The 20,847-nt window shown below is 70.7% G+C and carries 22 protein-coding genes; 21 read left to right on the top strand and 1 reads right to left on the bottom strand.

Annotation, left to right across the window (positions count from 1 at the left end; all coding sequences use genetic code 11):
* Window positions 1-378 precede the first annotated feature (378 nt).
* From rho to ACZ55U_RS27725, 21 genes are all read left to right on the top strand, one after another.
* Window positions 379-2,463 (top strand): transcription termination factor Rho, encoded by a 2,085-nt coding sequence (gene rho, locus ACZ55U_RS27825; RefSeq protein ID WP_465530175.1) that lies wholly within the window; start codon window positions 379-381, stop codon window positions 2,461-2,463.
* 140 nt (window positions 2,464-2,603) lie between these two features.
* Window positions 2,604-3,752, top strand: coding sequence for an LCP family protein (locus ACZ55U_RS27820; protein WP_465530173.1), 1,149 nt, complete (start codon window positions 2,604-2,606; stop codon window positions 3,750-3,752).
* 139 nt (window positions 3,753-3,891) lie between these two features.
* Window positions 3,892-4,113, top strand: coding sequence for a 50S ribosomal protein L31 (rpmE, locus tag ACZ55U_RS27815; RefSeq protein ID WP_030057539.1), 222 nt, complete (start codon window positions 3,892-3,894; stop codon window positions 4,111-4,113).
* Between the two features lie 154 nt (window positions 4,114-4,267).
* On the top strand, window positions 4,268-5,347 hold the full coding sequence (gene prfA / locus ACZ55U_RS27810) for a peptide chain release factor 1 (protein ID WP_465530171.1): 1,080 nt from the start codon (window positions 4,268-4,270) through the stop codon (window positions 5,345-5,347).
* A gap of 58 nt (window positions 5,348-5,405) precedes the next feature.
* Complete coding sequence (gene prmC / locus ACZ55U_RS27805; RefSeq protein WP_465530169.1) at window positions 5,406-6,272, top strand: peptide chain release factor N(5)-glutamine methyltransferase; 867 nt, start codon at window positions 5,406-5,408, stop codon at window positions 6,270-6,272.
* Complete coding sequence (locus tag ACZ55U_RS27800) at window positions 6,269-6,397, top strand: hypothetical protein (protein WP_465530167.1); 129 nt, start codon at window positions 6,269-6,271, stop codon at window positions 6,395-6,397. Before prmC ends, ACZ55U_RS27800 begins: the two co-directional genes overlap by 4 nt.
* A gap of 43 nt (window positions 6,398-6,440) precedes the next feature.
* Window positions 6,441-7,088, top strand: a complete 648-nt coding sequence (locus ACZ55U_RS27795; protein ID WP_465530165.1) for an L-threonylcarbamoyladenylate synthase — start codon at window positions 6,441-6,443, stop codon at window positions 7,086-7,088.
* A gap of 32 nt (window positions 7,089-7,120) precedes the next feature.
* Entirely contained in the window at window positions 7,121-7,762 is a 642-nt protein-coding gene (locus ACZ55U_RS27790) for an arsenate reductase/protein-tyrosine-phosphatase family protein (protein WP_465530197.1), read from the top strand.
* Between the two features lie 121 nt (window positions 7,763-7,883).
* Entirely contained in the window at window positions 7,884-9,164 is a 1,281-nt protein-coding gene (locus ACZ55U_RS27785) for a serine hydroxymethyltransferase (RefSeq protein WP_465530163.1), read from the top strand.
* Window positions 9,165-9,335: 171 nt separating this feature from the next.
* Window positions 9,336-10,637 carry an MraY family glycosyltransferase gene (locus ACZ55U_RS27780; protein ID WP_465530161.1) on the top strand — a complete coding sequence of 434 codons (1,302 nt, stop codon included), beginning with the start codon at window positions 9,336-9,338 and terminating at the stop codon, window positions 10,635-10,637.
* A 296-nt stretch (window positions 10,638-10,933) separates the two neighbouring features.
* A complete protein-coding gene (locus ACZ55U_RS27775; protein ID WP_359829292.1) occupies window positions 10,934-11,377 on the top strand; it encodes a hypothetical protein in 444 nt (147 codons plus the stop codon).
* 267 nt (window positions 11,378-11,644) lie between these two features.
* Complete coding sequence (gene atpB, locus ACZ55U_RS27770) at window positions 11,645-12,475, top strand: F0F1 ATP synthase subunit A (protein WP_465530159.1); 831 nt, start codon at window positions 11,645-11,647, stop codon at window positions 12,473-12,475.
* A 90-nt stretch (window positions 12,476-12,565) separates the two neighbouring features.
* Window positions 12,566-12,802 (top strand): ATP synthase F0 subunit C, encoded by a 237-nt coding sequence (atpE, locus tag ACZ55U_RS27765; protein ID WP_031074289.1) that lies wholly within the window; start codon window positions 12,566-12,568, stop codon window positions 12,800-12,802.
* A 34-nt stretch (window positions 12,803-12,836) separates the two neighbouring features.
* Window positions 12,837-13,394, top strand: coding sequence for a F0F1 ATP synthase subunit B (locus ACZ55U_RS27760; RefSeq protein WP_380697060.1), 558 nt, complete (start codon window positions 12,837-12,839; stop codon window positions 13,392-13,394).
* On the top strand, window positions 13,391-14,206 hold the full coding sequence (locus ACZ55U_RS27755) for a F0F1 ATP synthase subunit delta (protein ID WP_465530158.1): 816 nt from the start codon (window positions 13,391-13,393) through the stop codon (window positions 14,204-14,206). The genes ACZ55U_RS27760 and ACZ55U_RS27755 overlap by 4 nt, the downstream gene beginning before the upstream one ends.
* 156 nt (window positions 14,207-14,362) lie before the next feature.
* On the top strand, window positions 14,363-15,937 hold the full coding sequence (atpA, locus tag ACZ55U_RS27750) for a F0F1 ATP synthase subunit alpha (RefSeq protein WP_355671467.1): 1,575 nt from the start codon (window positions 14,363-14,365) through the stop codon (window positions 15,935-15,937).
* A 32-nt stretch (window positions 15,938-15,969) separates the two neighbouring features.
* Window positions 15,970-16,884 carry a F0F1 ATP synthase subunit gamma gene (locus ACZ55U_RS27745; protein WP_465530156.1) on the top strand — a complete coding sequence of 305 codons (915 nt, stop codon included), beginning with the start codon at window positions 15,970-15,972 and terminating at the stop codon, window positions 16,882-16,884.
* Between the two features lie 2 nt (window positions 16,885-16,886).
* Window positions 16,887-18,332: a F0F1 ATP synthase subunit beta gene (atpD, locus tag ACZ55U_RS27740; protein ID WP_465530154.1), complete on the top strand. Its 1,446-nt coding sequence runs from the start codon at window positions 16,887-16,889 to the stop codon at window positions 18,330-18,332.
* 187 nt (window positions 18,333-18,519) lie between these two features.
* Entirely contained in the window at window positions 18,520-18,903 is a 384-nt protein-coding gene (locus tag ACZ55U_RS27735) for a F0F1 ATP synthase subunit epsilon (protein ID WP_030057524.1), read from the top strand.
* Window positions 18,904-19,051: 148 nt separating this feature from the next.
* Window positions 19,052-19,552, top strand: a complete 501-nt coding sequence (locus ACZ55U_RS27730) for a DUF2550 domain-containing protein (protein ID WP_380697068.1) — start codon at window positions 19,052-19,054, stop codon at window positions 19,550-19,552.
* 76 nt (window positions 19,553-19,628) lie between these two features.
* Complete coding sequence (locus ACZ55U_RS27725; protein ID WP_465530152.1) at window positions 19,629-20,201, top strand: cob(I)yrinic acid a,c-diamide adenosyltransferase; 573 nt, start codon at window positions 19,629-19,631, stop codon at window positions 20,199-20,201.
* On the opposite strand, the gene ACZ55U_RS27720 is transcribed toward ACZ55U_RS27725, so the two are convergent.
* Window positions 20,198-20,788, bottom strand: coding sequence for a hypothetical protein (locus ACZ55U_RS27720; RefSeq protein WP_465530150.1), 591 nt, complete (start codon window positions 20,786-20,788; stop codon window positions 20,198-20,200). The genes ACZ55U_RS27725 and ACZ55U_RS27720 overlap by 4 nt on opposite strands.
* Window positions 20,789-20,847 lie beyond the last annotated feature (59 nt).

The following is a 20,847-nucleotide window of genomic DNA, read 5'->3' as shown; positions in this document are numbered from 1 at the left end:
CCACCGCAGCGCGTACGCAGCCTGCCTGCGCGACATGCGGCCGCATCCCGAAGCCGTGACACGGCACCTGACTCCCACCCGCGGCCTCCCACCTAGAGGCCAGGACGGGCGGAGCGCGGGCCACCGTCACGCGACGGGGGCCCGGGATTCGCAGGGAGCGTGGGGGTTACGCCCTCAGGGGAGGTCGACACACGACCGGCCCACGCGCCACTCAGCACCACCGTGCTTCAAAGCACCGCACCTCGTAGCTCTCCCTCGACGGGCTCCCGCCATTCGAGGGATCACCGCCTCGGACCGACGCAGTCGAGCGTTGGTCAGGACAGCACAACCGGTCGCCGAGCCAGACAGGCCGACGTCCGCTCCAGGGAAGGACCCTTAGTGAGCGACTCCACCGATCTGATGGGCGCGCGCCCGGACGCCGACGCGTCGGACGCAGCCGCCGCCCCCGCTGCCCCGGCGCGGCGCCGCCGCAATGCCGCCGCGGGCCTGGACGGCATGGTCCTGGCCGAGCTCCAGAAGCTCGCCGCGGACCTTGGCATCACCGGTACCGGGCGCATGCGCAAGAGCCAGCTGATCGAGACCATCAAGGAGAAGAGCGGCGGGGACCCGCTGCTCGCCGCCGGTGGCGCCGCCGCCCCGGCCGCCAAGCGCGCCGCCGCCAAGGCCGAGGCCGAGGCCCCGGCCGAGAAGCCGGCCCGCCGCACCAGGGCCGCGAAGGCCGCGGCCGAGGCCGCCGCCGAGCCGCAGACCCAGATCGAGATCCCGGTCCAGGCCGCCGCCGAGACCGCCGCGCCGGCCCGTACCGAGCGCACCCGCCGCCGTGCCACCTCGGCCGCCGGCGCTCCCGCCGCTCCGGCCGCCGAGGCCGAGGCCGCCACCGTCGCGGTCGCCGAGCCCAAGCAGGCCGAGGCCCGCCCGGCCGAGACCCGGGGCTTCGAGGGGCGCGAGGACGGCCGCGAGAGCCGCCGCGACCGCCGTGAGCGGCGCGAGCGCGGTGACCGCACCGAGCGCACCGAGCGCCAGGAGGGCGGCGAGGCCCAGGGCGGCCAGGAGGGCGAGGGGCGCGAGTCGCGCCGCGACCGCCGCAACCGCCGTGAGCGCGCCGACCGCCAGCCCCAGCAGGGCGGCCAGCAGCAGGGCGGCCAGGCCGACCAGCAGGGCCGCCAGGGCCAGCAGGCCCAGCAGCCGCAGGCCCAGCAGGGCGGTTACGAGGACGACGAGTTCGGCGAGGGCCGCCGGGGCCGTCGCGGGCGCTACCGCGACCGCCGTGGCCGTCGTGGCCGCGACGGCTTCGAGGCCGGTCCGGCGGAGCCGCAGATCGGCGAGGACGACGTCCTGATCCCGGTCGCGGGCATCCTCGACATCCTCGACAACTACGCGTTCGTGCGCACCTCCGGCTACCTGCCGGGCCAGAACGACGTCTACGTCTCGCTCGCCCAGGTCCGCAAGAACGGCCTGCGCAAGGGTGACGCCATCACCGGCGCCGTGCGCCAGCCGCGCGACGGCGAGCGCCGCGAGAAGTTCAACGCCATGGTGCGGCTGGACTCCGTCAACGGGATGGACCCGGAGAGCGGCCGCGGCCGCCCCGAGTTCAACAAGCTCACCCCGCTCTACCCGCAGGAGCGGCTGCGCCTGGAGACCGACCCGGGCGTGCTGACCACCCGGATCATCGACCTGGTGTCGCCGATCGGCAAGGGCCAGCGCGGTCTGATCGTCGCGCCGCCGAAGACCGGCAAGACGATGGTGCTCCAGGCGGTCGCCAACGCGATCACCCACAACAACCCCGAGTGCCACCTGATGGTCGTCCTGGTCGACGAGCGACCGGAAGAGGTCACCGACATGCAGCGGTCGGTGAAGGGCGAGGTCATCTCCTCGACCTTCGACCGCCCGGCCGAGGACCACACCACCGTCGCCGAGCTCGCCATCGAGCGCGCCAAGCGCCTGGTGGAGCTGGGTCACGACGTGGTCATCCTGCTGGACTCGATCACCCGCCTCGGCCGCGCCTACAACCTGGCGGCGCCGGCCTCCGGCCGCATCCTGTCCGGTGGTGTCGACTCGACCGCGCTGTACCCGCCGAAGAAGTTCTTCGGCGCCGCGCGCAACATCGAGAACGGCGGCTCGCTGACCATCCTGGCCACCGCGCTGGTCGAGACCGGCTCGCGCATGGACGAGGTGATCTTCGAGGAGTTCAAGGGCACCGGCAACATGGAGCTCAAGCTCGACCGGAAGCTCTCGGACAAGCGCATCTTCCCGGCCGTCGACGTGGACGCCTCCAGCACCCGCAAGGAGGAGATCCTGCTCGGCAGCGAGGAGTTGGCCATCGTCTGGAAGCTGCGCCGGGTGCTGCACGCGCTCGACTCGCAGCAGGCGATCGAGCTGCTCCTGGACAAGATGAAGCAGACCAAGAGCAACGCCGAGTTCCTGATGCAGATCGCCAAGACCACCCCCGGCTCCGGCGACTGACCGTAGCCGTACGGCTGTCGAAGCACGGAACCCCGGATCGCGCGAGCGGTCCGGGGTTCCGCGCGTCCGGCCCGCTTTGTTCCAGAGTCGGGACAACTTGGGGGCGTTTGGATCATGTTGTCCGATTTACTCTGGACCGTATGGCCGAGCACAAGAGGGTCCTGAGCCGCCGCCGCGTCGTGCTGCGGCGGACCGCCCGCGCGCTGGTCGCGCTCGTCGTCCTCGGTGCCGGCGCGGCCGTCTTCGTGTACCTCAAGCTCGACGGGAACATCAAGAGCGTCGACATCGACTCCCGGCTCGGCGGCGCCCGGCCGCCGGCCGCCACCGACGGCTCCTTCAACATCCTGGTGCTGGGCTCGGACTCGCGGGCCGGCGACAACGCCTCGATGGCCGGCGGGAACACCGGCGACACCGCCCGCTCGGACACCGCGATGGTGGTGCACATCGGCCAGGACCACTCCCACGCCCAGGTCGTCTCGATCCCGCGCGACACCCTGGTCGCCCGCCCGGACTGCGTCGACGCCGGTGGGAAGACCGTCCCCGGCGCCAAGCGCGCGATGTACAACAGCGCCTTCGAGAGCGGCGGCGCGGCCTGCGCCGTCAAGACCACCGAGCAGCTCACCGGGCTGCGGATGGACCACTACCTCCAGGTCGACTTCGCCGGCTTCGCCCGGGTCGTGGACGCGATGGGCGGGGCCACCGTGACCACCACGGTGGCCATCCACGACAAGGACAGCGGGCTCGACCTGCCGGCCGGCGAGCACCACCTGGACGGGCAGCAGGCGCTGGCCTTCGTGCGCACCCGGCACGGCGTGGGCGACGGCAGCGACCTCGGCCGGATCGAACTCCAGAAGCAGATGGTGCGCTCGCTGCTGAAGCAGGCCGGGGGGACCGGGCTGTTCACCAGCCCGGTCAAGCTGTGGTCGATCGGCGACACCGTGACCAAGAGCGTCACCACCGACTCCGCGCTCGGCTCGGTGAACGCGCTGGTCGGGCTCGGCCAGGAGCTCAAGGGGATAGGCCCGGACCAGCTGAGCATGGTCACCCTGCCGGTGGCGCCCGCCCCCGGCGACCCGAACCGGGTGGTGCCGCAGCAGCCGGCGGCCGACCAGGTCTGGGCGGCGCTCAGGGCCGACCGGCCGTTCCCGGCCGAGGTCGTCTCCGCGCAGCCGGAGAACCCCGCCCAGGCCGCGCCCACGGCCCCCGCCGCCGCTCCGTCGACGGCCGCGCGGGACACCACCGGGAGGACGGCCCCGAAGCCCGCCCCGAAGGCCGGCACGGTGCGCTGAGCGGGCGCCCGGAATATCCCGGAACGGCCCCCGGTTTGGGAAGAAGCGGCCGGTCCTGGCAGACTGGTCCGTCGGTCCCGGTTCACGTGCGGCACTCCAGCCGCCGACCCGGTGCCCTCCCGAAACCTAGGAGATCCCCTTGAAGCCCAACGTTCACCCCGAGTACGTGGTCACCCGCGTGACCTGCACCTGCGGTGCCGAGTTCACCACCCGCTCGACCGAGACCAGTGGCGAGATCCGCGCCGAGGTCTGCTCGCAGTGCCACCCGTTCTACACCGGCAAGCAGAAGATCCTCGACACCGGTGGCCGCGTGGCCCGCTTCGAGGCCCGCTTCGGCAAGCAGCACAGCGCGAAGGCCTAGCGCTCCCTCGGCGCCGGTTCCCGGTGCCCCCGTACTCGTTGTCGGGGGCGCTCGGGGGCCGGCGCCGTTCGCGTCCCCCGCGCGTCCCTCCGCGTCCCCCGCGCGTTCCGCACCTCCCACCCACGTTCCGAGTCCCCGGGAAGAAGGCCACCCCATGTTCGAGGCAGTCGAAGAGCTCCTCGTCGAGCACGCCGACCTCGAGAAGAGGCTGGCCGACCCGTCCGTCCACGCCGACCAGGCCAACGCCCGCAAGCTGGCCAAGCGGTACGCCGAGCTGACCCCGATCACCCGGGTCTACCGGCAGTGGCGGCAGGCCGGCGAGGACATCGAGGCCGCGCGCGAACTCGCCGCCGAGGACCCGGAGTTCATCGCCGAGGTGAAGGACTCCGAGGCGCGCCAGGAGGAGCTCACCGAGGAACTGCGCCTGCTGCTCGTCCCGCGCGACCCGAGCGACGACAAGGACGTCATCCTGGAGATCAAGGCGGGCGAGGGCGGCGAGGAGTCCGCGCTGTTCGCCGGCGACCTGCTGCGGATGTACCTGCGCTACGCGGAGCGGATCGGCTGGAAGACCGAGATCATCGACTCCAACGAGTCCGACCTCGGCGGCTACAAGGACGTCTCGGTGGCCGTGAAGACCAGGGGCAACGCCGAGCCCGGCCAGGGCGTCTGGGCCCGGCTGAAGTACGAGGGCGGCGTGCACCGCGTGCAGCGCGTCCCCGCCACCGAGTCCCAGGGCCGCATCCACACCTCCGCGGCGGGCGTGCTGGTCACCCCCGAGGCGGAGGAGGTCGAGGTCGAGATCCACGCCAACGACCTGCGGATCGACGTCTACCGCTCCTCCGGCCCCGGCGGCCAGTCGGTCAACACCACCGACTCCGCGGTCCGGATCACCCACCTGCCGACCGGTATCGTGGCGTCCTGCCAGAACGAGAAGAGCCAGCTCCAGAACAAGGAGCAGGCGATGCGCATCCTGCGTTCGCGACTGCTGGCCGCCGCGCAGGAGGAGGCCGAGCGGGAGGCCTCGGACGCGCGCCGCAGCCAGGTCCGCACGGTGGACCGCTCCGAGCGGATCCGGACGTACAACTACCCCGAGAACCGCATCTCGGACCACCGCACCGGATTCAAGGCGTACAACCTGGACCAGGTCCTGGACGGCGAACTGAACGCGGTGATCCAGTCCTGCGTCGACAAGGACGCGGCGGCCAAGCTCGCCGCGGCCGCCCAAGAGAACTGAGACCGGCGCACCCCAGCCCGCGTTTCGCCCGGAGCCGGAGAGACGAGAGGTCGTACGGATGAACCTGCTGCTCGCCGAGGTGGCCCAGGCCACCCAGCGGTTGGCCGCGGCCGGCGTACCGTCGCCGCGCTTCGACGCGGAGGAGCTCGCCGCCTACGTCCACAACGTCAAGCGCAGCCAGCTGCACACGGTGCAGGACGCGGACTTCGACGCCCGGTACTGGGAGGCGGTCTCCCGCCGGGAGGCGCGCGAGCCGCTCCAGCACATCACCGGCCGGGCGTTCTTCCGCTACCTCGAACTGGCGGTCGGTCCCGGGGTGTTCGTGCCCCGGCCGGAGACCGAGACGGTCGTCGAGTGGGCGATAGACGCGGTGCGCGACATGGACGTGGCCGAGCCGCTGGTGGTGGACCTGTGCTCCGGCTCCGGGGCGATCGCCCTCGCCCTGGCCCAGGAACTGCCGCGCTCGACCGTGCACGCCTTCGAACTGGACGAGGGCGCGCTGGAGTACACCCGGCGCAACATCGAGGCCAGCCCGGACCGCGCCCGGATCACCCTGCACGCCGGTGACGCCACCAAGGCCTTCGAGGACGACCGCTCCTGGGACGGCCGCTTCGACCTGGTCATCTCCAACCCGCCGTACATCCCGCTCACCGAGTGGGAGTTCGTGGCGCCGGAGGCCCGCGACCACGACCCGCAGATGTCGCTGTTCTCCGGCGAGGACGGACTGGACACCATCCGCGGCATCGAACGGGTCGCCGCCCGACTGCTGCGCCCGGGCGGCGCGGTGGTGATCGAGCACGCGGACCAGCAGGGCGGCCAGGTGCCGTGGATCTTCAACGAGGAACACGGCTGGACGGACACCGCCGACCACCGCGACCTGAACAACCGGCCGCGCTTCACGACGGCCCGGAGGGTCGGGTCGTGAAGGATCGAGCACCGTACGACCGCCCGGAGGGTCGGGTCGTGAAGGATCGAGCACCGTACGACCGCCCGGAGGGCCGGGCCGTGAACACCCAGCGCCGTACGACCGCGCGCAAGGCCGCGCTGTGACCGCAGTGACCGCGATGAGCCACTCCGGAAGGGGACCGCACCGATGAGCCGCCGCTACGACTGTGCCGATGCCGGGGACCGTGCCACCGGTCTGCGCGAGGCCGCCTCGGCCATCCGCCGCGGCGAGATCGTCGTGCTGCCCACCGACACCCTGTACGGGGTCGGCGCGGACGCCTTCTCCCCGGAGGCCGTCGCCGAGCTGATGGCCGCCCGCGGCCGCGGCCGGAACACGCCCTCGCCGGTGCTGGTCGGCTCGCCGACCACCCTGCACGGCCTGGTCACCGACTTCTCCGAGCAGGCCTGGGAGCTGGTCGACGCCTTCTGGCCCGGCGGACTCACCCTGGTCGCCCGGCACCAGCCCTCGCTGCGCTGGGACCTCGGCGACACCCGGGGCACCGTCGCGGTCCGGATGCCGCTGCACCCGGTGGCCATCGAGCTGCTCAACTCCACCGGCCCGCTGGCCGTCTCCAGCGCCAACCGGATCGGCGGGGCGTCCCCGCGGACCTGTGACGAGGCACAGGCCCAGCTGGGCGACGCGATCTCGGTCTACCTGGACGGCGGGGCGGCCGTGGACGCCGCCACCTCGTCCATCGTCGACGTCACCGGCAAGGTCCCGGTACTGCTGCGCGCCGGTGCGATCAGCGTCGAGCAGCTGAGGGAGGTCGTACCCGACCTGGAGGCCGGCAGTTGACGCCCACCGCCTCGCTCCACGCCGGGCCGGGCATAGCGCCGTACCTGAGCGTGGGCCCCAGGCCGCTGGACCACTTCCGCATCCTGTTCGTCTGCACCGGGAACATCTGCCGCTCGCCGATCGCCGAGCGGCTGACCCGGCGCGAGCTGGACACCCGGCTGAGCCCCCGGGTGGCCGGGCGGATCCTGGTCGAGAGCGCCGGCACCTGGGGCCACGAGGGCGCGCCGATGGAGGACCACGCCGCGACCGTGCTCGACGAGTACGGCGCGGACAGCGGCGGTTTCACCGGTCGTGAACTGCTGGACGAGCACGTGGTCGAGGCCGACCTGGTGCTCACCGCGACCCTGGACCACCGCGCCCAGGTGATCTCGATGGGCCACGAGGCGGGGCTGCGCACCTTCACGCTGAAGGAGTTCACCCGCCTGGTGCGGACGATCGACCCGGGCACCCTGCCGGACCCGAGGCGCGGCGCCGACGTCACCGAGCGGGCCCGCGCGCTGGTCCGGGCCGCCGCCGCGCTGCGCGGCTGGCTGCTGGCCGCCACCCCGGAGTCGGACGAGCTGGAGGACCCGTACGGGGCACCGATCGGCATGTTCCGCAACTGCGGCGAGGAGATATTCCACGCGGTGGACCCGGTCGTCACCGCGCTCACCGGCGTCGCCGCCCACCGCTGAGGGAGCCGCCGCCCACCGCCGAGGGACGGGATGGGCCGTCCGGCCGCCGCTCGGCGGGCCCGGCGGCGACAGCGGTCCTACGCTGGGTGACACAGTCCCCGCAGCGCCCGGGAGCCCCGTCATGACCGTCACCCATGCCGAGACCGGCCCGACCGCGCCGACGGGACGCCCCTGGGCGTCCGAGGCGCTGCACCGGGCCGACCCCCAGCTGGCCGACCTGCTGGCCGCGGAGGCCGAGCGGCGCGCCGAGACGATCCAGCTGCTGGCGGGGGAGAACCTCACCAGCCCCGCCGTGCTGGCCGCGCTCACCGGCCCGCTGATCGACAAGTACGCCGAGGGCTACCCGGGCCGCCGCCACCACACCGGCTGCGCGCTGGCCGACGCCGCCGAACTGCTGGCGATCGACCGGGCCCGCGAACTGTTCGCCGCCCCGCACGCCAACGTCCAGCCCCGGTCGGCGACTTCGGCGATGCTGGCGGCGTACGCGGCGCTGCTGCGACCGGGCGACGGGGTGCTGGCGATGTCGCTGGAGCACGGCGGCCACCTCAGCTGCGGCTCGCGCGCCAACTTCTCCGGGCGCTGGTTCGAGTTCACCGGTTACGGCGTGCGCGAGGACGACGGGCTGATCGACCTCGACCAGGTGCGCGACCTGGCCCGGCGGCACCGGCCCAAGGCCATCGTGGCCGGCTCGATCTCGCACCCCCGGCACCCGGACTGGGCGGCGTTCCGGGAGATCGCCGACGAGGTGGACGCCTATCTGATCGCCGCGGTCGCGCAGACCACCGGGCTGATCGCGGCCGGGGTGGCGCCCTCCCCGGTGCCGTACGCGGACGTCACCGTGGCCGCCACCCACAAGCTGCTGCGCGGTCCGCGCGGCGGGCTGCTGCTGTGCACCGCCGAGCTGGCCGAGCGGATCGACCGGGCGGTCTTCCCGTTCAGCCAGGGCGGCGCGGCGATGAACGAGGTGGCCGGCAAGGCGGTGGCCCTCGCGGAGGCCGCCAAGCCCGCGTACCGGGCGTACGCGCGACGGGCGGTCTCCGGGGCCCAGGCGCTCGCCGAGGGGCTCGCGGCGGCCGGAACGCGTCCTCTGACGGGTGGCACCGACACCCACGTGGTGACCGCCGACCTGAGCCCGCTCGGGGTGACCGGCGCGGAGGCCGAGCGGCGCTGCGCGGCGGCCGGCCTGCTGCTCGGCAAGTGCGCGGTGCCCTTCGACCCGGCCCCGCCCGCCGAGGCCTCCGGCATCCGGCTGGGCACGGGCACGGTGACCAGCCAGGGGATGGGGGAGCCGGAGCTGACCGAGATCGCCGGGCTGATCGCGCGGGCCCTCGCCGGGGGCGCGGCGGCCCCGGTGGCCGCGCGGGTCCGGGAACTGGCGCGGGCCTTCGCCGGCCGACGCTGACGGATTCCCTCCCGGGTATCGGGATCTCCTACCCGGGAGGGCGAACCGCGATGCACGGTCCCGGCGTCCGACTCAATAAGGTGTGTGCCGTGGCGACGCACCTCGAACCCCGGGAAGGCAGGGGAGTACCTTCGGTACCCCCCCGTTCGACAGTGATGCAGGAGGCCAGTGGTGCGTGAGTATCTGCTGGTGCTGTTCTGCACCGCCGCCGTCACCTACCTGCTGACCGGCCCGGTCCGGAAGTTCGCCATCGCGGCCGGTGCCATGCCGCCGGTGCGCGCCCGCGACGTGCACCGCGAGCCCACGCCGCGGCTCGGCGGCATCGCGATGTTCGGCGGGCTCTGCGCGGGCATCCTGGTCGCCTCGCAGCTCGACAACCTGGGCAAGGTGTTCTCGCAGGGCACCGACATCCGCGCGCTGCTGTCCGGGGCGGGGATCATGTTCCTGCTCGGGGTGCTCGACGACAAGTGGGGCGTGGACGCGCTGGTGAAGCTCGGCGGCCAGATGATCGCCGCCGGCGTGATGGTCTGGCAGGGCGTCACGGTGATCACCCTCCCGGTGCCCGGCGTCGGACCGGTCGCGGTGAGCCCGACCCAGGGCATGGTCATCTCGGTCACCCTGGTCGTCGTCATGGTCAACGCGGTGAACTTCATCGACGGACTGGACGGCCTGGCCGGCGGCATGGTCTGCATCGCCGCGATGGCCTTCTTCCTGTACAGCTACCGGCTCTGGTACGGCTACACGATCTCCGACGCGGCCCCCGCCGTGCTGTTCAGCGTGCTGCTGATCGGCATGTGCCTGGGCTTCCTGGCGCACAACATGCACCCCGCGCGGATCTTCATGGGCGACTCCGGCTCGATGATGCTCGGCCTGATGCTGGCCGTCGCCGCGATCTCCATCACCGGCCGGGTCGACCCGGACCTGATCAACAACGAGACCGGTTCGCAGACCGCCACCGTGCACACCCTGGTGCCGATCTACATCCCGCTGCTGCTGCCGCTGACCGTCATCGCGCTGCCGCTGGCCGACCTGCTGCTCGCCGTGGTGCGCCGCACCTGGGCCGGCCAGTCCCCGTTCGCCGCGGACAAGCGCCACCTGCACCACCGGCTGCTCCAGGTCGGCCACTCGCACAGCCGCGCCGTCCTGATCATGTACTTCTGGGCCGCGCTGATCGCCTTCGGCTCGGTGGCCTTCTCGGTGACCAACACCGGCCGCACCGTCATCCTCACGCTCGCCGGGCTCTGCCTGGTCGGCATGGTGGTGCTGCTCACCCCGCGGTTCCGGCCGCGCGCCCCGCGGGCGGTGCAGTCCTTCGTCCCCCCGCGCTACCGCCGGCGCCAGACCGGTCCGATGGCCGAACTGTCGGCGAAGGACAAGCAACTCCTCGGTGAAGCCGGACGGGACGCGGGCGCCGGCGCCGCCAGCGGCTCCACCGCGGTCGGGAACCACGACACCGCCACTGGCCGCCGCTGACAAGGGAGTTGACGAACGCCCAGGCGAACTCACCCGAACGGCGCAACGGTTACGCCGTTGGTGTGACAGGTGCCACACATTCATGGTAAAGCTCGCATCAAATAGTTTGTGATACCGTTCACGAGTACCGGGAACACGCCGAAAGAACTGACAGGTGGATGACTTCCGTCCCTGTCGGTCTTCCCTCACCGGGCCCGCCGCTCCAGCGGGCGGCCCACGGCGACCCCTCGGTCCGGTGTCACCCGTCACCGCTGTGCCCGTCCCCCCGCCATCGACATGCCGCCGGAGCTGCCGACATGCCGTCCACCGACGCCCGGATCCTCCGAGGCGCCGCGATTCCCACTGCGGTCGCCGGGATCATCGCCATGGCGATCTCCTTCGCAGTCGCCGGTGGGAAGGGGCTGCTCGGCGCCCTGTTCGGCGCGCTCCTCGTGATGGCCTTCTTCAGCTTCGGCCAGGTCGCGCTCGACCGGCTGACCAGGTCCAACCCGCAGATCATGATGGCCGCGGCCCTCCTGGTGTACACCACGCAGATCCTGCTGGTCGGCATCGTGCTCGCGGTCTTCAAGGACACCGAACTCTTCAACCGGCAGGCGTTCGCCTTCACCCTGCTCGGCTGCGCCCTGATCTGGACGGGCTTCCAGGTGCGCGGCGCGCTCAAGGCCAAGACCTTCTACGTCGACCCCGACGCCTCCGAAAAGAAGGGCGACAAGCCCTCCGACAAGGGGCGTCAACAGTGACGAGGCCCGACTGTCCCCCCAACGAGGGGGGCGGTGTTTATGCCGCACTGACGGGCTGCTATCGTCCGTCGCAACAACGGAGTACGGGAAGAGGCCTGGTCTGTCCGCACATCGGACCGATCGCCCCCCTGATCCGCGCAGTCTTCGATGATCCCGCTGTGGTGCAGCGCACCGGCGCGCGGGGTCGGCGAGAAACCCATCAAGTACCAGTGCCGCTCCGTGGCCGCAGGCCACGCCGACACACCGAGGTTGCCGTATCCATGCGTCATGACGAAGGAGTCCGTGGTGAGTGCTGAACTCACGTCTCTCGCCTCAGGCAGTTGCCACTTCGGGGACGCTGGCTGCGGCTTCCCGGCCCCGGGTCTGAACGAGTTCCAGTTCAAGCCGATCTTCTCGATCGGCAGCATCGAGTTCAACAAGCCGATGCTGCTGTCGATCATCGTCGCGCTCCTGGTCGTGGTGTTCTTCTGGGCCGCTTTCGCCAAGCCGCGCCTGGTCCCCGGCAAGCTCCAGCTGGTCGGCGAGATCGGTTACGACTTCGTCAAGCGCTCCATCGTGCTGGAGACGATCGGCAAGAAGGGCGAGAAGTACGTCCCGATGCTGGTCTCGATGTTCTTCTTCATCTGGTTGATGAACATCATGTCGATCATCCCGTTCGCGCAGTTCCCCGTGACGGCGGCGATCGCGTTCCCGGCCGGCCTCGCGGCCGTCGTGTGGATCACCTACATGACGCTGACCTTCAAGAAGCACGGCTTCGTCGGCGGTCTGAAGAACCTGTGCTGGCCGTCGGGCATCCCCGGCTGGGTCATGTTCATCCTGGTGCCGATCGAGTTCTTCTCGAACATCTTCGTGCGCCCCTTCACGCTCGCGGTCCGAGCCTTCGCGAACATGTTCGCCGGCCACCTGCTGATCGTGATGTTCTCCATCGCCTCCTGGTACCTGCTCAGCCCGTCCCTGGGCGCGCTGTACGGCTCGGCCTCGTTCATCGTCGCCGTCGGCCTGACCGCCTTCGAGCTGCTGGTCCAGTTCCTGCAGGCCTACATCTTCGTGATGCTGGCCAGCAGCTACATCGCCGGTGCCCTGGAAGAGGCGCACTGAGCCCCGGGGCCCAGGCCCCGCCGAGAACCACCTCCCGATCGCCCGGTGGCCAATCACCACCGGTTCACCACCCTGCAAAGGACAACGTCAATGAGCATCCTCGCTGAGGGCACTGTCTACGGTTCCGTCGCCTCCCTGGGCTACGGCCTCGCCGCCATCGGCCCCGGCATCGGCGTCGGTCTGATCTTCGGTAACGGTGTCCAGGCCATGGCCCGCCAGCCCGAGGCTGCCGGTCTCATCCGTTCCAACATGTTCATCGGCTTCGCGCTGACCGAGGCGCTCGCCCTCATCGGCATCGTCATGCCGTTCGTCTTCGGCAACAAGTAATCCTGCCGCAGACCCTTTCGAGGAAGGTCCAGAAATGAGCATCGTGGCTCAGCTCGCGGCTGAGGAGAAGATGAACCCTCTTCTCCCCAACTGGCCCGAGATCGTTATCGGCCTGCTCTGCTTCTTCATCGTCTTCGGTCTGCTCGGCAAGAAGCTCCTCCCCAGCATCGAGAAGGTGCTGTCGGAGCGCCGGGACGCGATCGAGGGCGGTATGGAGCGCGCCGAGGCCGCTCAGGCCGAGGCCCAGGCCGTGCTTGAGCAGTACCGCGCCGAGCTTGCCGAGGCGCGCCACGAGGCTGCCCGCATCGTCGAGCAGGCTCGCGAGCAGGGCGCCGCCCAGCTCGCCGAGATGCGCGAGGAGGGCCAGCGTCAGCGCGAGGCCATCGTCGCCGCCGGTCACGCGCAGATCGAGGCCGACAAGAAGCAGGCGACTGCCGCCCTGCGCCAGGACGTGGGTTCGCTGGCCACCCAGCTGGCTTCCCGCATCGTGGGTGAGTCCCTTGAGGACCACACCCGGCAGAGCGGCGTCATCGACCGCTTCCTGGACGAGCTGGAGGCCAAGGCCGCCGTTGCTCAGGGTGCGGCCAAGTGATCGGCGCCAGCCGCGAGGCCCTCGCCGCCGGTCGGCAGAACCTGGAGAGCCTGACCGACTCCACCTCGGTGGACGCGGCCAAGCTCGCCGAGGAGCTCACCGCCGTCACGGCCGTCCTGGACCGTGAGGTGTCGCTGCGCCGCGTCCTGACCGACCCGTCGCGGTCGGGCCAGGACAAGGCCCAGCTGGTCACCTCGCTGCTGACCGGCCAGGTCTCCGGCGAGGCCGTCGACCTGGTCTCCGGTCTGGTCCGCTCCCGCTGGTCGGGCTCGCGCGACCTGGTGGACGCGACCGAGGAGCTCGCCGCGTACGCCGAGATCATCGCCGCGGACAAGGCCGGCTCCCTGGACGACGTCGAGGACGAGCTCTTCCGCTTCGGCCGGGTGGTGAGCGGCTCGCACGAGCTGCGCTCCGCGCTGACCGAGCCGAAGGCCGGTGCCGTCGCCAAGGCCGAGCTGATCAAGAAGCTGCTCGGCGGCCGGGCCAACGCCGGCACCGTCCGGCTGGTCACCGCCCTCGTCAACGTGCCGCGTGGCCGTAGCCTGGAGCAGGGCCTCGAGTCCTACTCGAAGCTCGCTGCCGCGCGCCGTGGCCGCGTGGTGGCCCTGGTCACCACCGCGGTGCCGCTGTCGGACACCCAGAAGGAGCGCCTGTCCGGCGCTCTGGGCCGGATGTACGGCCGCCAGGTCCACCTGAACATCGACGTCGACCCCGAGGTCATCGGCGGCGTTCGGGTGCAGATCGGCGACGAGATCATCAACGGCACGGTGTCGAGCCGCCTTGAGGGCGCTCGCCAGTCGCTCGAAGGCTGAGCACCGGAGCAGCACATCCGACCCTCGGTCGGGAAACCGGCTCCCCAAGGAGCCGGCAAATCGTACGGCCGGTTCGGAAGACCCGGCCGAGAGTCGAATACTTGCGGCCCTCAATGGCGGGCCGAGGATCGCAAACTAGGAGAGCAGGGAAGCCTGATGGCGGAGCTTACGATCCGTCCGGAGGAGATCCGGGACGCGCTGGCCGACTTTGTCCAGTCGTACCAGCCGGACGCCGCTTCTGTGGAAGAGGTCGGCACGGTCACTGACGCGGCGGACGGCATCGCCCATGTCGAGGGTCTGCCCTCGGTCATGGCGAACGAGCTGCTGAAGTTCGAGGACGGCACGCTCGGCCTCGCGCTGAACCTCGACACCCGCGAGATCGGTGTCGTCGTCCTCGGTGAGTTCGGCGGCATCGAAGAGGGCCAGACCGTGCGCCGCACCGGCGAGGTCCTCTCGGTTCCGGTCGGCGACGGCTACCTCGGCCGCGTCGTGGACCCGCTGGGCAACCCGATCGACGGCCTGGGCGACATCGCCTCCACCGGCCGTCGCGCCCTGGAGCTGCAGGCCCCCGGCGTCATGGCCCGCAAGTCGGTCAAGCAGCCGCTGCAGACCGGCATCAAGGCCATCGACGCGATGACCCCGATCGGCCGCGGCCAGCGCCAGCTGATCATCGGCGACCGCCAGACCGGCAAGACTGCGGTGGCCGTCGACACGATCATCAACCAGCGCGACAACTGGCGCTCGGGCGACCCGGAGAAGCAGGTCCGCTGCATCTACGTCGCCGTGGGCCAGAAGGGCTCCACCATCGCGTCCGTCCGCGGCGCCCTGGAGGAGGCCGGCGCGCTGGAGTACACCACCATCGTGGCCGCTCCCGCCTCCGACCCGGCCGGCTTCAAGTACCTCGCCCCGTACACCGGTTCGGCCATCGGCCAGGAGTGGATGTACGACGGCAAGCACGTCCTGATCATCTTCGACGACCTGTCGAAGCAGGCCGAGGCCTACCGCTCCGTCTCCCTGCTGCTGCGCCGCCCGCCGGGCCGCGAGGCCTACCCGGGTGACGTCTTCTACCTGCACTCCCGCCTGCTGGAGCGCTGCGCCAAGCTGAACGACGCCCTGGGCGGCGGCTCGATGACCGGTCTGCCGATCATCGAGACCAAGGCCAACGACGTCTCGGCGTACATCCCGACCAACGTCATCTCCATCACCGACGGCCAGTGCTTCCTGGAGTCCGACCTGTTCAACGCCGGCATCCGCCCGGCCGTGAACGTCGGCATCTCGGTCTCCCGCGTCGGTGGCTCCGCCCAGATCAAGGCCATGCGTTCGGTCGCCGGCCGCCTGCGTCTGGACCTCGCCCAGTACCGTGAGCTGGAGGCCTTCGCCGCCTTCGGTTCCGACCTGGACGCGGCCTCCAAGGCCCAGCTGGAGCGCGGTGCGCGCATGGTCGAGCTGCTGAAGCAGGGTCAGTACCAGCCGTTCCCGGTCGAGGAGCAGGTCGTCTCCATCTGGGCCGGCACCACCGGCAAGATGGACGACGTCCCGGTCGCCGAGATCCGTCGCTTCGAGCGCGAGTTCCTGGACCACGTCCGCCTCCAGCACAAGGACCTGCTGGCCGGCATCGTCGAGACCGGTCTGCTGGCCGACGGCACCGTCGACGCGCTGACCACCGCGATCGAGGCGTTCAAGCAGGGTTACCAGACCGCTGACGGCAAGCTGCTCTCCGAGCAGGCCTGAGTCCGGTAGCGAGGGAAAGGACGTAACGACCCATGGGAGCACAGCTTCGGGTCTACAAGCGCCGGATCCGCTCTGTCACCGCGACGAAGAAGATCACCAAGGCGATGGAGATGATCTCCGCGTCGCGCATCGTCAAGGCGCAGCGCGCGGTGGCCGCCTCCACTCCGTACGCCGATGAGCTCACCCGGGCGGTGACGGCGGTGGCCACCCGGTCCAACGCCAAGCACCCGCTCACCACCGAGAACCCGGACGCCAAGCGCGCCGCCGTCCTGCTGATCACGGCGGACCGCGGTCTGGCGGGCGGTTACTCGACCAACGCCATCAAGGCCGCCCAGACGCTCACCGAGCGCCTGAAGGCCGAGGGCAAGGACGTGGTGACGTACATCATCGGTCGCAAGGGCGTCTCGTACTACTCGTTCCGCGGTCTGACGATCGAGGACTCGTGGACGGGATTCTCGGACAAGCCGACCTATGGTGACGCGAAGACCGTGGCGGCCGACCTGATCACGGCCTTCACGGCCGAGACCGGCGGCGTGGACGAGCTCCACCTGATCTCGACCGAGTTCGTGTCCATGCTGACGCAGAACGCGGTGGAGGCCCGGCTGCTGCCGCTGAAGCTGGACGAGGTCCAGCTCAGCGACCAGTCGCCGGCCAAGTCGGAGATCTTCCCGCTGTACGACTTCGAGCCGTCGGCGGAGGGCGTCCTGGACGCGCTCCTGCCGCGGTACGTCGAGAGCCGGATCTACAACGCGCTGCTGCAGTCGGCCGCTTCCGAGCACGCCGCCCGCCGCCGCGCGATGAAGAGCGCGACGGACAACGCCGGCGAGCTCATCAAGTCGCTCACGCGGCTTGCCAACTCGGCCCGTCAGGCCGAGATCACCCAGGAAATCAGCGAGATTGTCGGTGGCGCCAACGCGCTCGCTGACGCCAGCCGCGGGAGCGAATGAGTATGACCACCACTGTTGAGCCGACCACGGCGACGGGCCGCGTCGCGCGGGTCATCGGCCCGGTCGTCGACGTGGAGTTCCCCGTCGACGCGATCCCGGACATGTACAACGCCCTGCACGTCGAGGTGGACAACCCCGACGGCTCGGGCAGGAAGACCCTGACCCTGGAGGTCGCCCAGCACCTCGGCGACGGCCTGGTCCGCGGCATCTCGATGCAGCCGACCGACGGCCTGGTCCGCGGTTCGCAGGTCACCGACACCGGTGCCGCGATCTCCGTGCCGGTCGGTCAGATCACCAAGGGCAAGGTCTTCAACGCCCTGGGTGACGTGCTGAACGTCGACCAGGCGGAGTTCGACAAGCAGGTCGAGGTCCGCTGGCCGATCCACCGCAAGGCCCCCGAGTTCAAGGACCTCGAGTCCAAGACCGAGATGTTCGAGACCGGCATCAAGGTCATCGACCTGCTCACCCCGTACGTCCAGGGTGGCAAGATCGGTCTGTTCGGTGGCGCCGGTGTCGGCAAGACCGTTCTGATCCAGGAGATGATCTACCGCGTCGCCGAGAACTTCGGTGGTGTGTCGGTGTTCGCCGGCGTCGGCGAGCGCACCCGTGAGGGCAACGACCTCATCGACGAGATGGTCGACTCGGGCGTCCTGGACAAGACCGCGCTGGTCTTCGGCCAGATGGACGAGCCGCCGGGCACCCGTCTGCGCGTCGCGCTCTCCGCGCTGACCATGGCGGAGTACTTCCGTGACGTCGAGAAGCAGGACGTGCTCCTCTTCATCGACAACATCTTCCGGTTCACCCAGGCCGGTTCCGAGGTGTCGACCCTGCTCGGCCGCATGCCCTCCGCGGTGGGCTACCAGCCGAACCTGGCCGACGAGATGGGCCTCCTCCAGGAGCGCATCACCTCGACCCGTGGTCACTCGATCACCTCGATGCAGGCGATCTACGTCCCCGCGGACGACCTGACCGACCCGGCCCCGGCCACCACCTTCGCCCACCTGGACGCGACCACCGTTCTGTCGCGTCCGATCTCGGAGAAGGGCATCTACCCGGCCGTCGACCCGCTGGACTCCACGTCCCGCATCCTCGACCCGCGGTACATCGCGCAGAACCACTACGACACGGCCGTCCGCATCAAGGGGATCCTGCAGAAGTACAAGGACCTCCAGGACATCATCGCGATCCTCGGCATCGACGAGCTGTCCGAAGAGGACAAGATCACGGTCCACCGTGCCCGTCGCATCGAGCGCTTCCTCTCGCAGAACACCTACGTGGCGAAGCAGTTCACCGGTGTCGAGGGTTCGACCGTGCCGCTGTCGGAGACCATCGAGGCCTTCAACGCGATCGCGGACGGCAAGTACGACTCCGTCCCGGAGCAGGCCTTCTTCATGTGCGGTGGCATCGAGGACCTGGAGAAGAACGCCGCCGAGCTGGCGAAGAAGTAATCGCGGCCGGTAGCAGCTGTGAGTGACCGTGAGGGGTGGCCCCCGAGCCTGGGGACCGCCCCTCACGTCGCATCGGGCTGTGATTCCGGTCAAATCCGTGCCGCCGGTTTCATGCCGGGGGCGCGGGGCCGTTATTCTTACCGAAACTCCCGAGTAATCGGGCGTTGCATGAGCCTAGGAGCCCACGTTGGCTGAGCTGCACGTCGAGCTGGTCGCAGCCGACCGCAAGGTGTGGTCCGGTGCGGCCACCATCGTCGTCGCCCGTACGGCCTCCGGTGACACCGGCATCATGCCGGGCCACACCCCGGTGCTGAGCGTGCTGGAGACCGGTCCCGTCACCATCCGCACGGTGGACGGCGGCACCGTGATCGCCGCGGTGCACGGCGGCTTCATCTCCTTCGCCGACAACAAGCTGTCTCTGCTCGCGGAGATCGCCGAGCTGGCGGACGAGATCGACGTCGCGCGTGCCGAGCGCGCACTGGAGAAGGCCAAGTCGGACCTGGACGAGCACGCCGAGCGGCGCGCCGAGGTCCGTCTGTTCGCGGCGCGCGGCCTCAAGGCCCACGCCTGAGTGCGCCGGACCCCGGCTTAGCGGGGTCGACCGACGGTCCCGGGGACGCGTGAGCGTGACCCCGGGACTGTCGTCGTAGTTGGTAGGTCAGCGCGGTCGCTTGATACGACCGCTACGGGGAACGCGGGTAGCGAGGAGGTGGGTGAGCATGGTCCTCGCGCTTGTGGTGTGTGCGGCGGTCGTGGCCCTGGGTGTGATGGGCTTGATGGCCTTCGCCGTACGGCGCCGCCTGATCCAGCGGGTCGGCGGCACCTTCGACTGCAGCTACCGGCTCAAAATGCCCGCCGACGCCTCGACGCAGCCCGACCTCGACGAGAACGGCAGACCCACCTCGGCCCCGGTCCCCCCGACCGACGGCAAGGGGTGGGTTTTTGGTATCGGCCGCTACAGCGGTGACTCCATCGAGTGGTTCCGTGTCTTCTCGTACGCCCCGCGGCCGCGCAAGGTGCTGCCGCGCCGGGAGATCGAGGTGCTCGGCCGGCGCTACCCGGAGGGCCAGGAGGAGCTGGCGCTGCTGTCCGGTTCGGTGGTGCTGCGCTGCCTCCACAACGGGGCGCCGCTGGAGCTGGCGATGAGCGAGGACGCGCTGACCGGCTTCCTGGCCTGGCTGGAGGCGGCCCCGCCCGGGCAGCGGGTCAACGTCGCCTGACCTGCCCCTCGGGGCGGTCCGAGGAATCTCGCCGGGTGCGCGACGCGAACGGCCGGACACGCCCTAGGCTGACCGCATGGTCAATCTGACGCGCATCTACACCCGTACCGGCGATGACGGCACCACCGCCCTGGGCGACATGAGCCGGACCACCAAGACCGATCCGCGGCTGGTCGCGTACGCGGACGCCAACGAGGCGAACGCGGCGATCGGGGTGGCCCTGGCCGTCGGGGAGCTGCCGGAGGACGTGACGGCGGTGCTGGTCCGGGTCCAGAACGACCTGTTCGACGTGGGGGCGGACCTGTCCACGCCGGTGGTCGAGGACCCGAAGTACCCGCCGCTGCGCGTGCTCCAGTCGTACGTCGACCGGCTGGAGGGGGACTGCGACCACTACCTGGAGCAGGTGGAGAAGCTGCGCAGCTTCATCCTGCCCGGCGGCACGCCCGGCGCGGCCCACCTGCACCTGGCCTGCACGGTGGTGCGGCGGGCCGAGCGCTCGACCTGGGCGGCGATCGCGGAGCACGGCGACAGCGTCAACCCGCTGACCGCGAAGTACCTCAACCGGCTCTCCGACCTGCTGTTCATCCTGGCCCGGGTGGCCAACAAGGAGCGCGGCGACGTGCTCTGGGTCCCGGGGGAGAACCGTTAGACCCCGGTCCGGGTCTTCTCGGTGACCACCCGGCCGTTCTCGACCGTCACGCCGGCCGGCGGCTGCTTGGGCCAGATGGAGTAGCAGCCGGCCACGACCACGTTGACCACGGCCGCGATGCCCAGCTTGACGTACCACTGGGTGAAGGTGCCGAAGTGGGCGGAGCCGCCGGAGAGCGGGACGAGCAGGGTGATCAGGCTCAGCGTGATCGCCGCCGAGACGACCGTCCGGCCGGCGATCTGCCACTCGTACCTGGTCCGCTCCGGCCCGTACTTCGGGGAGGGCAGCGGCTTGGGGCCGCCGGCGAAGCGGTACAGGAAGTGCCGGTCGGCCCAGCGGACCAGTGAGGGGCCGTAGCCGATCGAGAAGCCCGCGTAGCTCGCCGCCAGGGCGTGGGTCCAGCTCGGGACGGTGCCGCCGCGCAGGTCGAGGACGGTGAGCGCGTACAGGGTGAGGTCCACCACCGGCAGGCCGACCAGCAGCGCGGTGCTGGTGCGGCGCAGGCGCAGCAGGTAGCGGGCGGCGAGGCCGAGGCCGAGCAGGATCCAGAAGGAGATCTCGGCCGCGACGATGAGGGTGACGATCACGTTCTGCTCCCGGTGTTTCGGCGGTGTTCCCAGGCTCGCGCGCGGACGGGCCGGTGTCG

It is taken from the genome of Kitasatospora sp. NPDC034533, from assembly GCF_055575155.1.
Note: the sequence above shows the minus strand (reverse complement) of the source record. Positions and strands in the feature narration are given on the sequence as shown.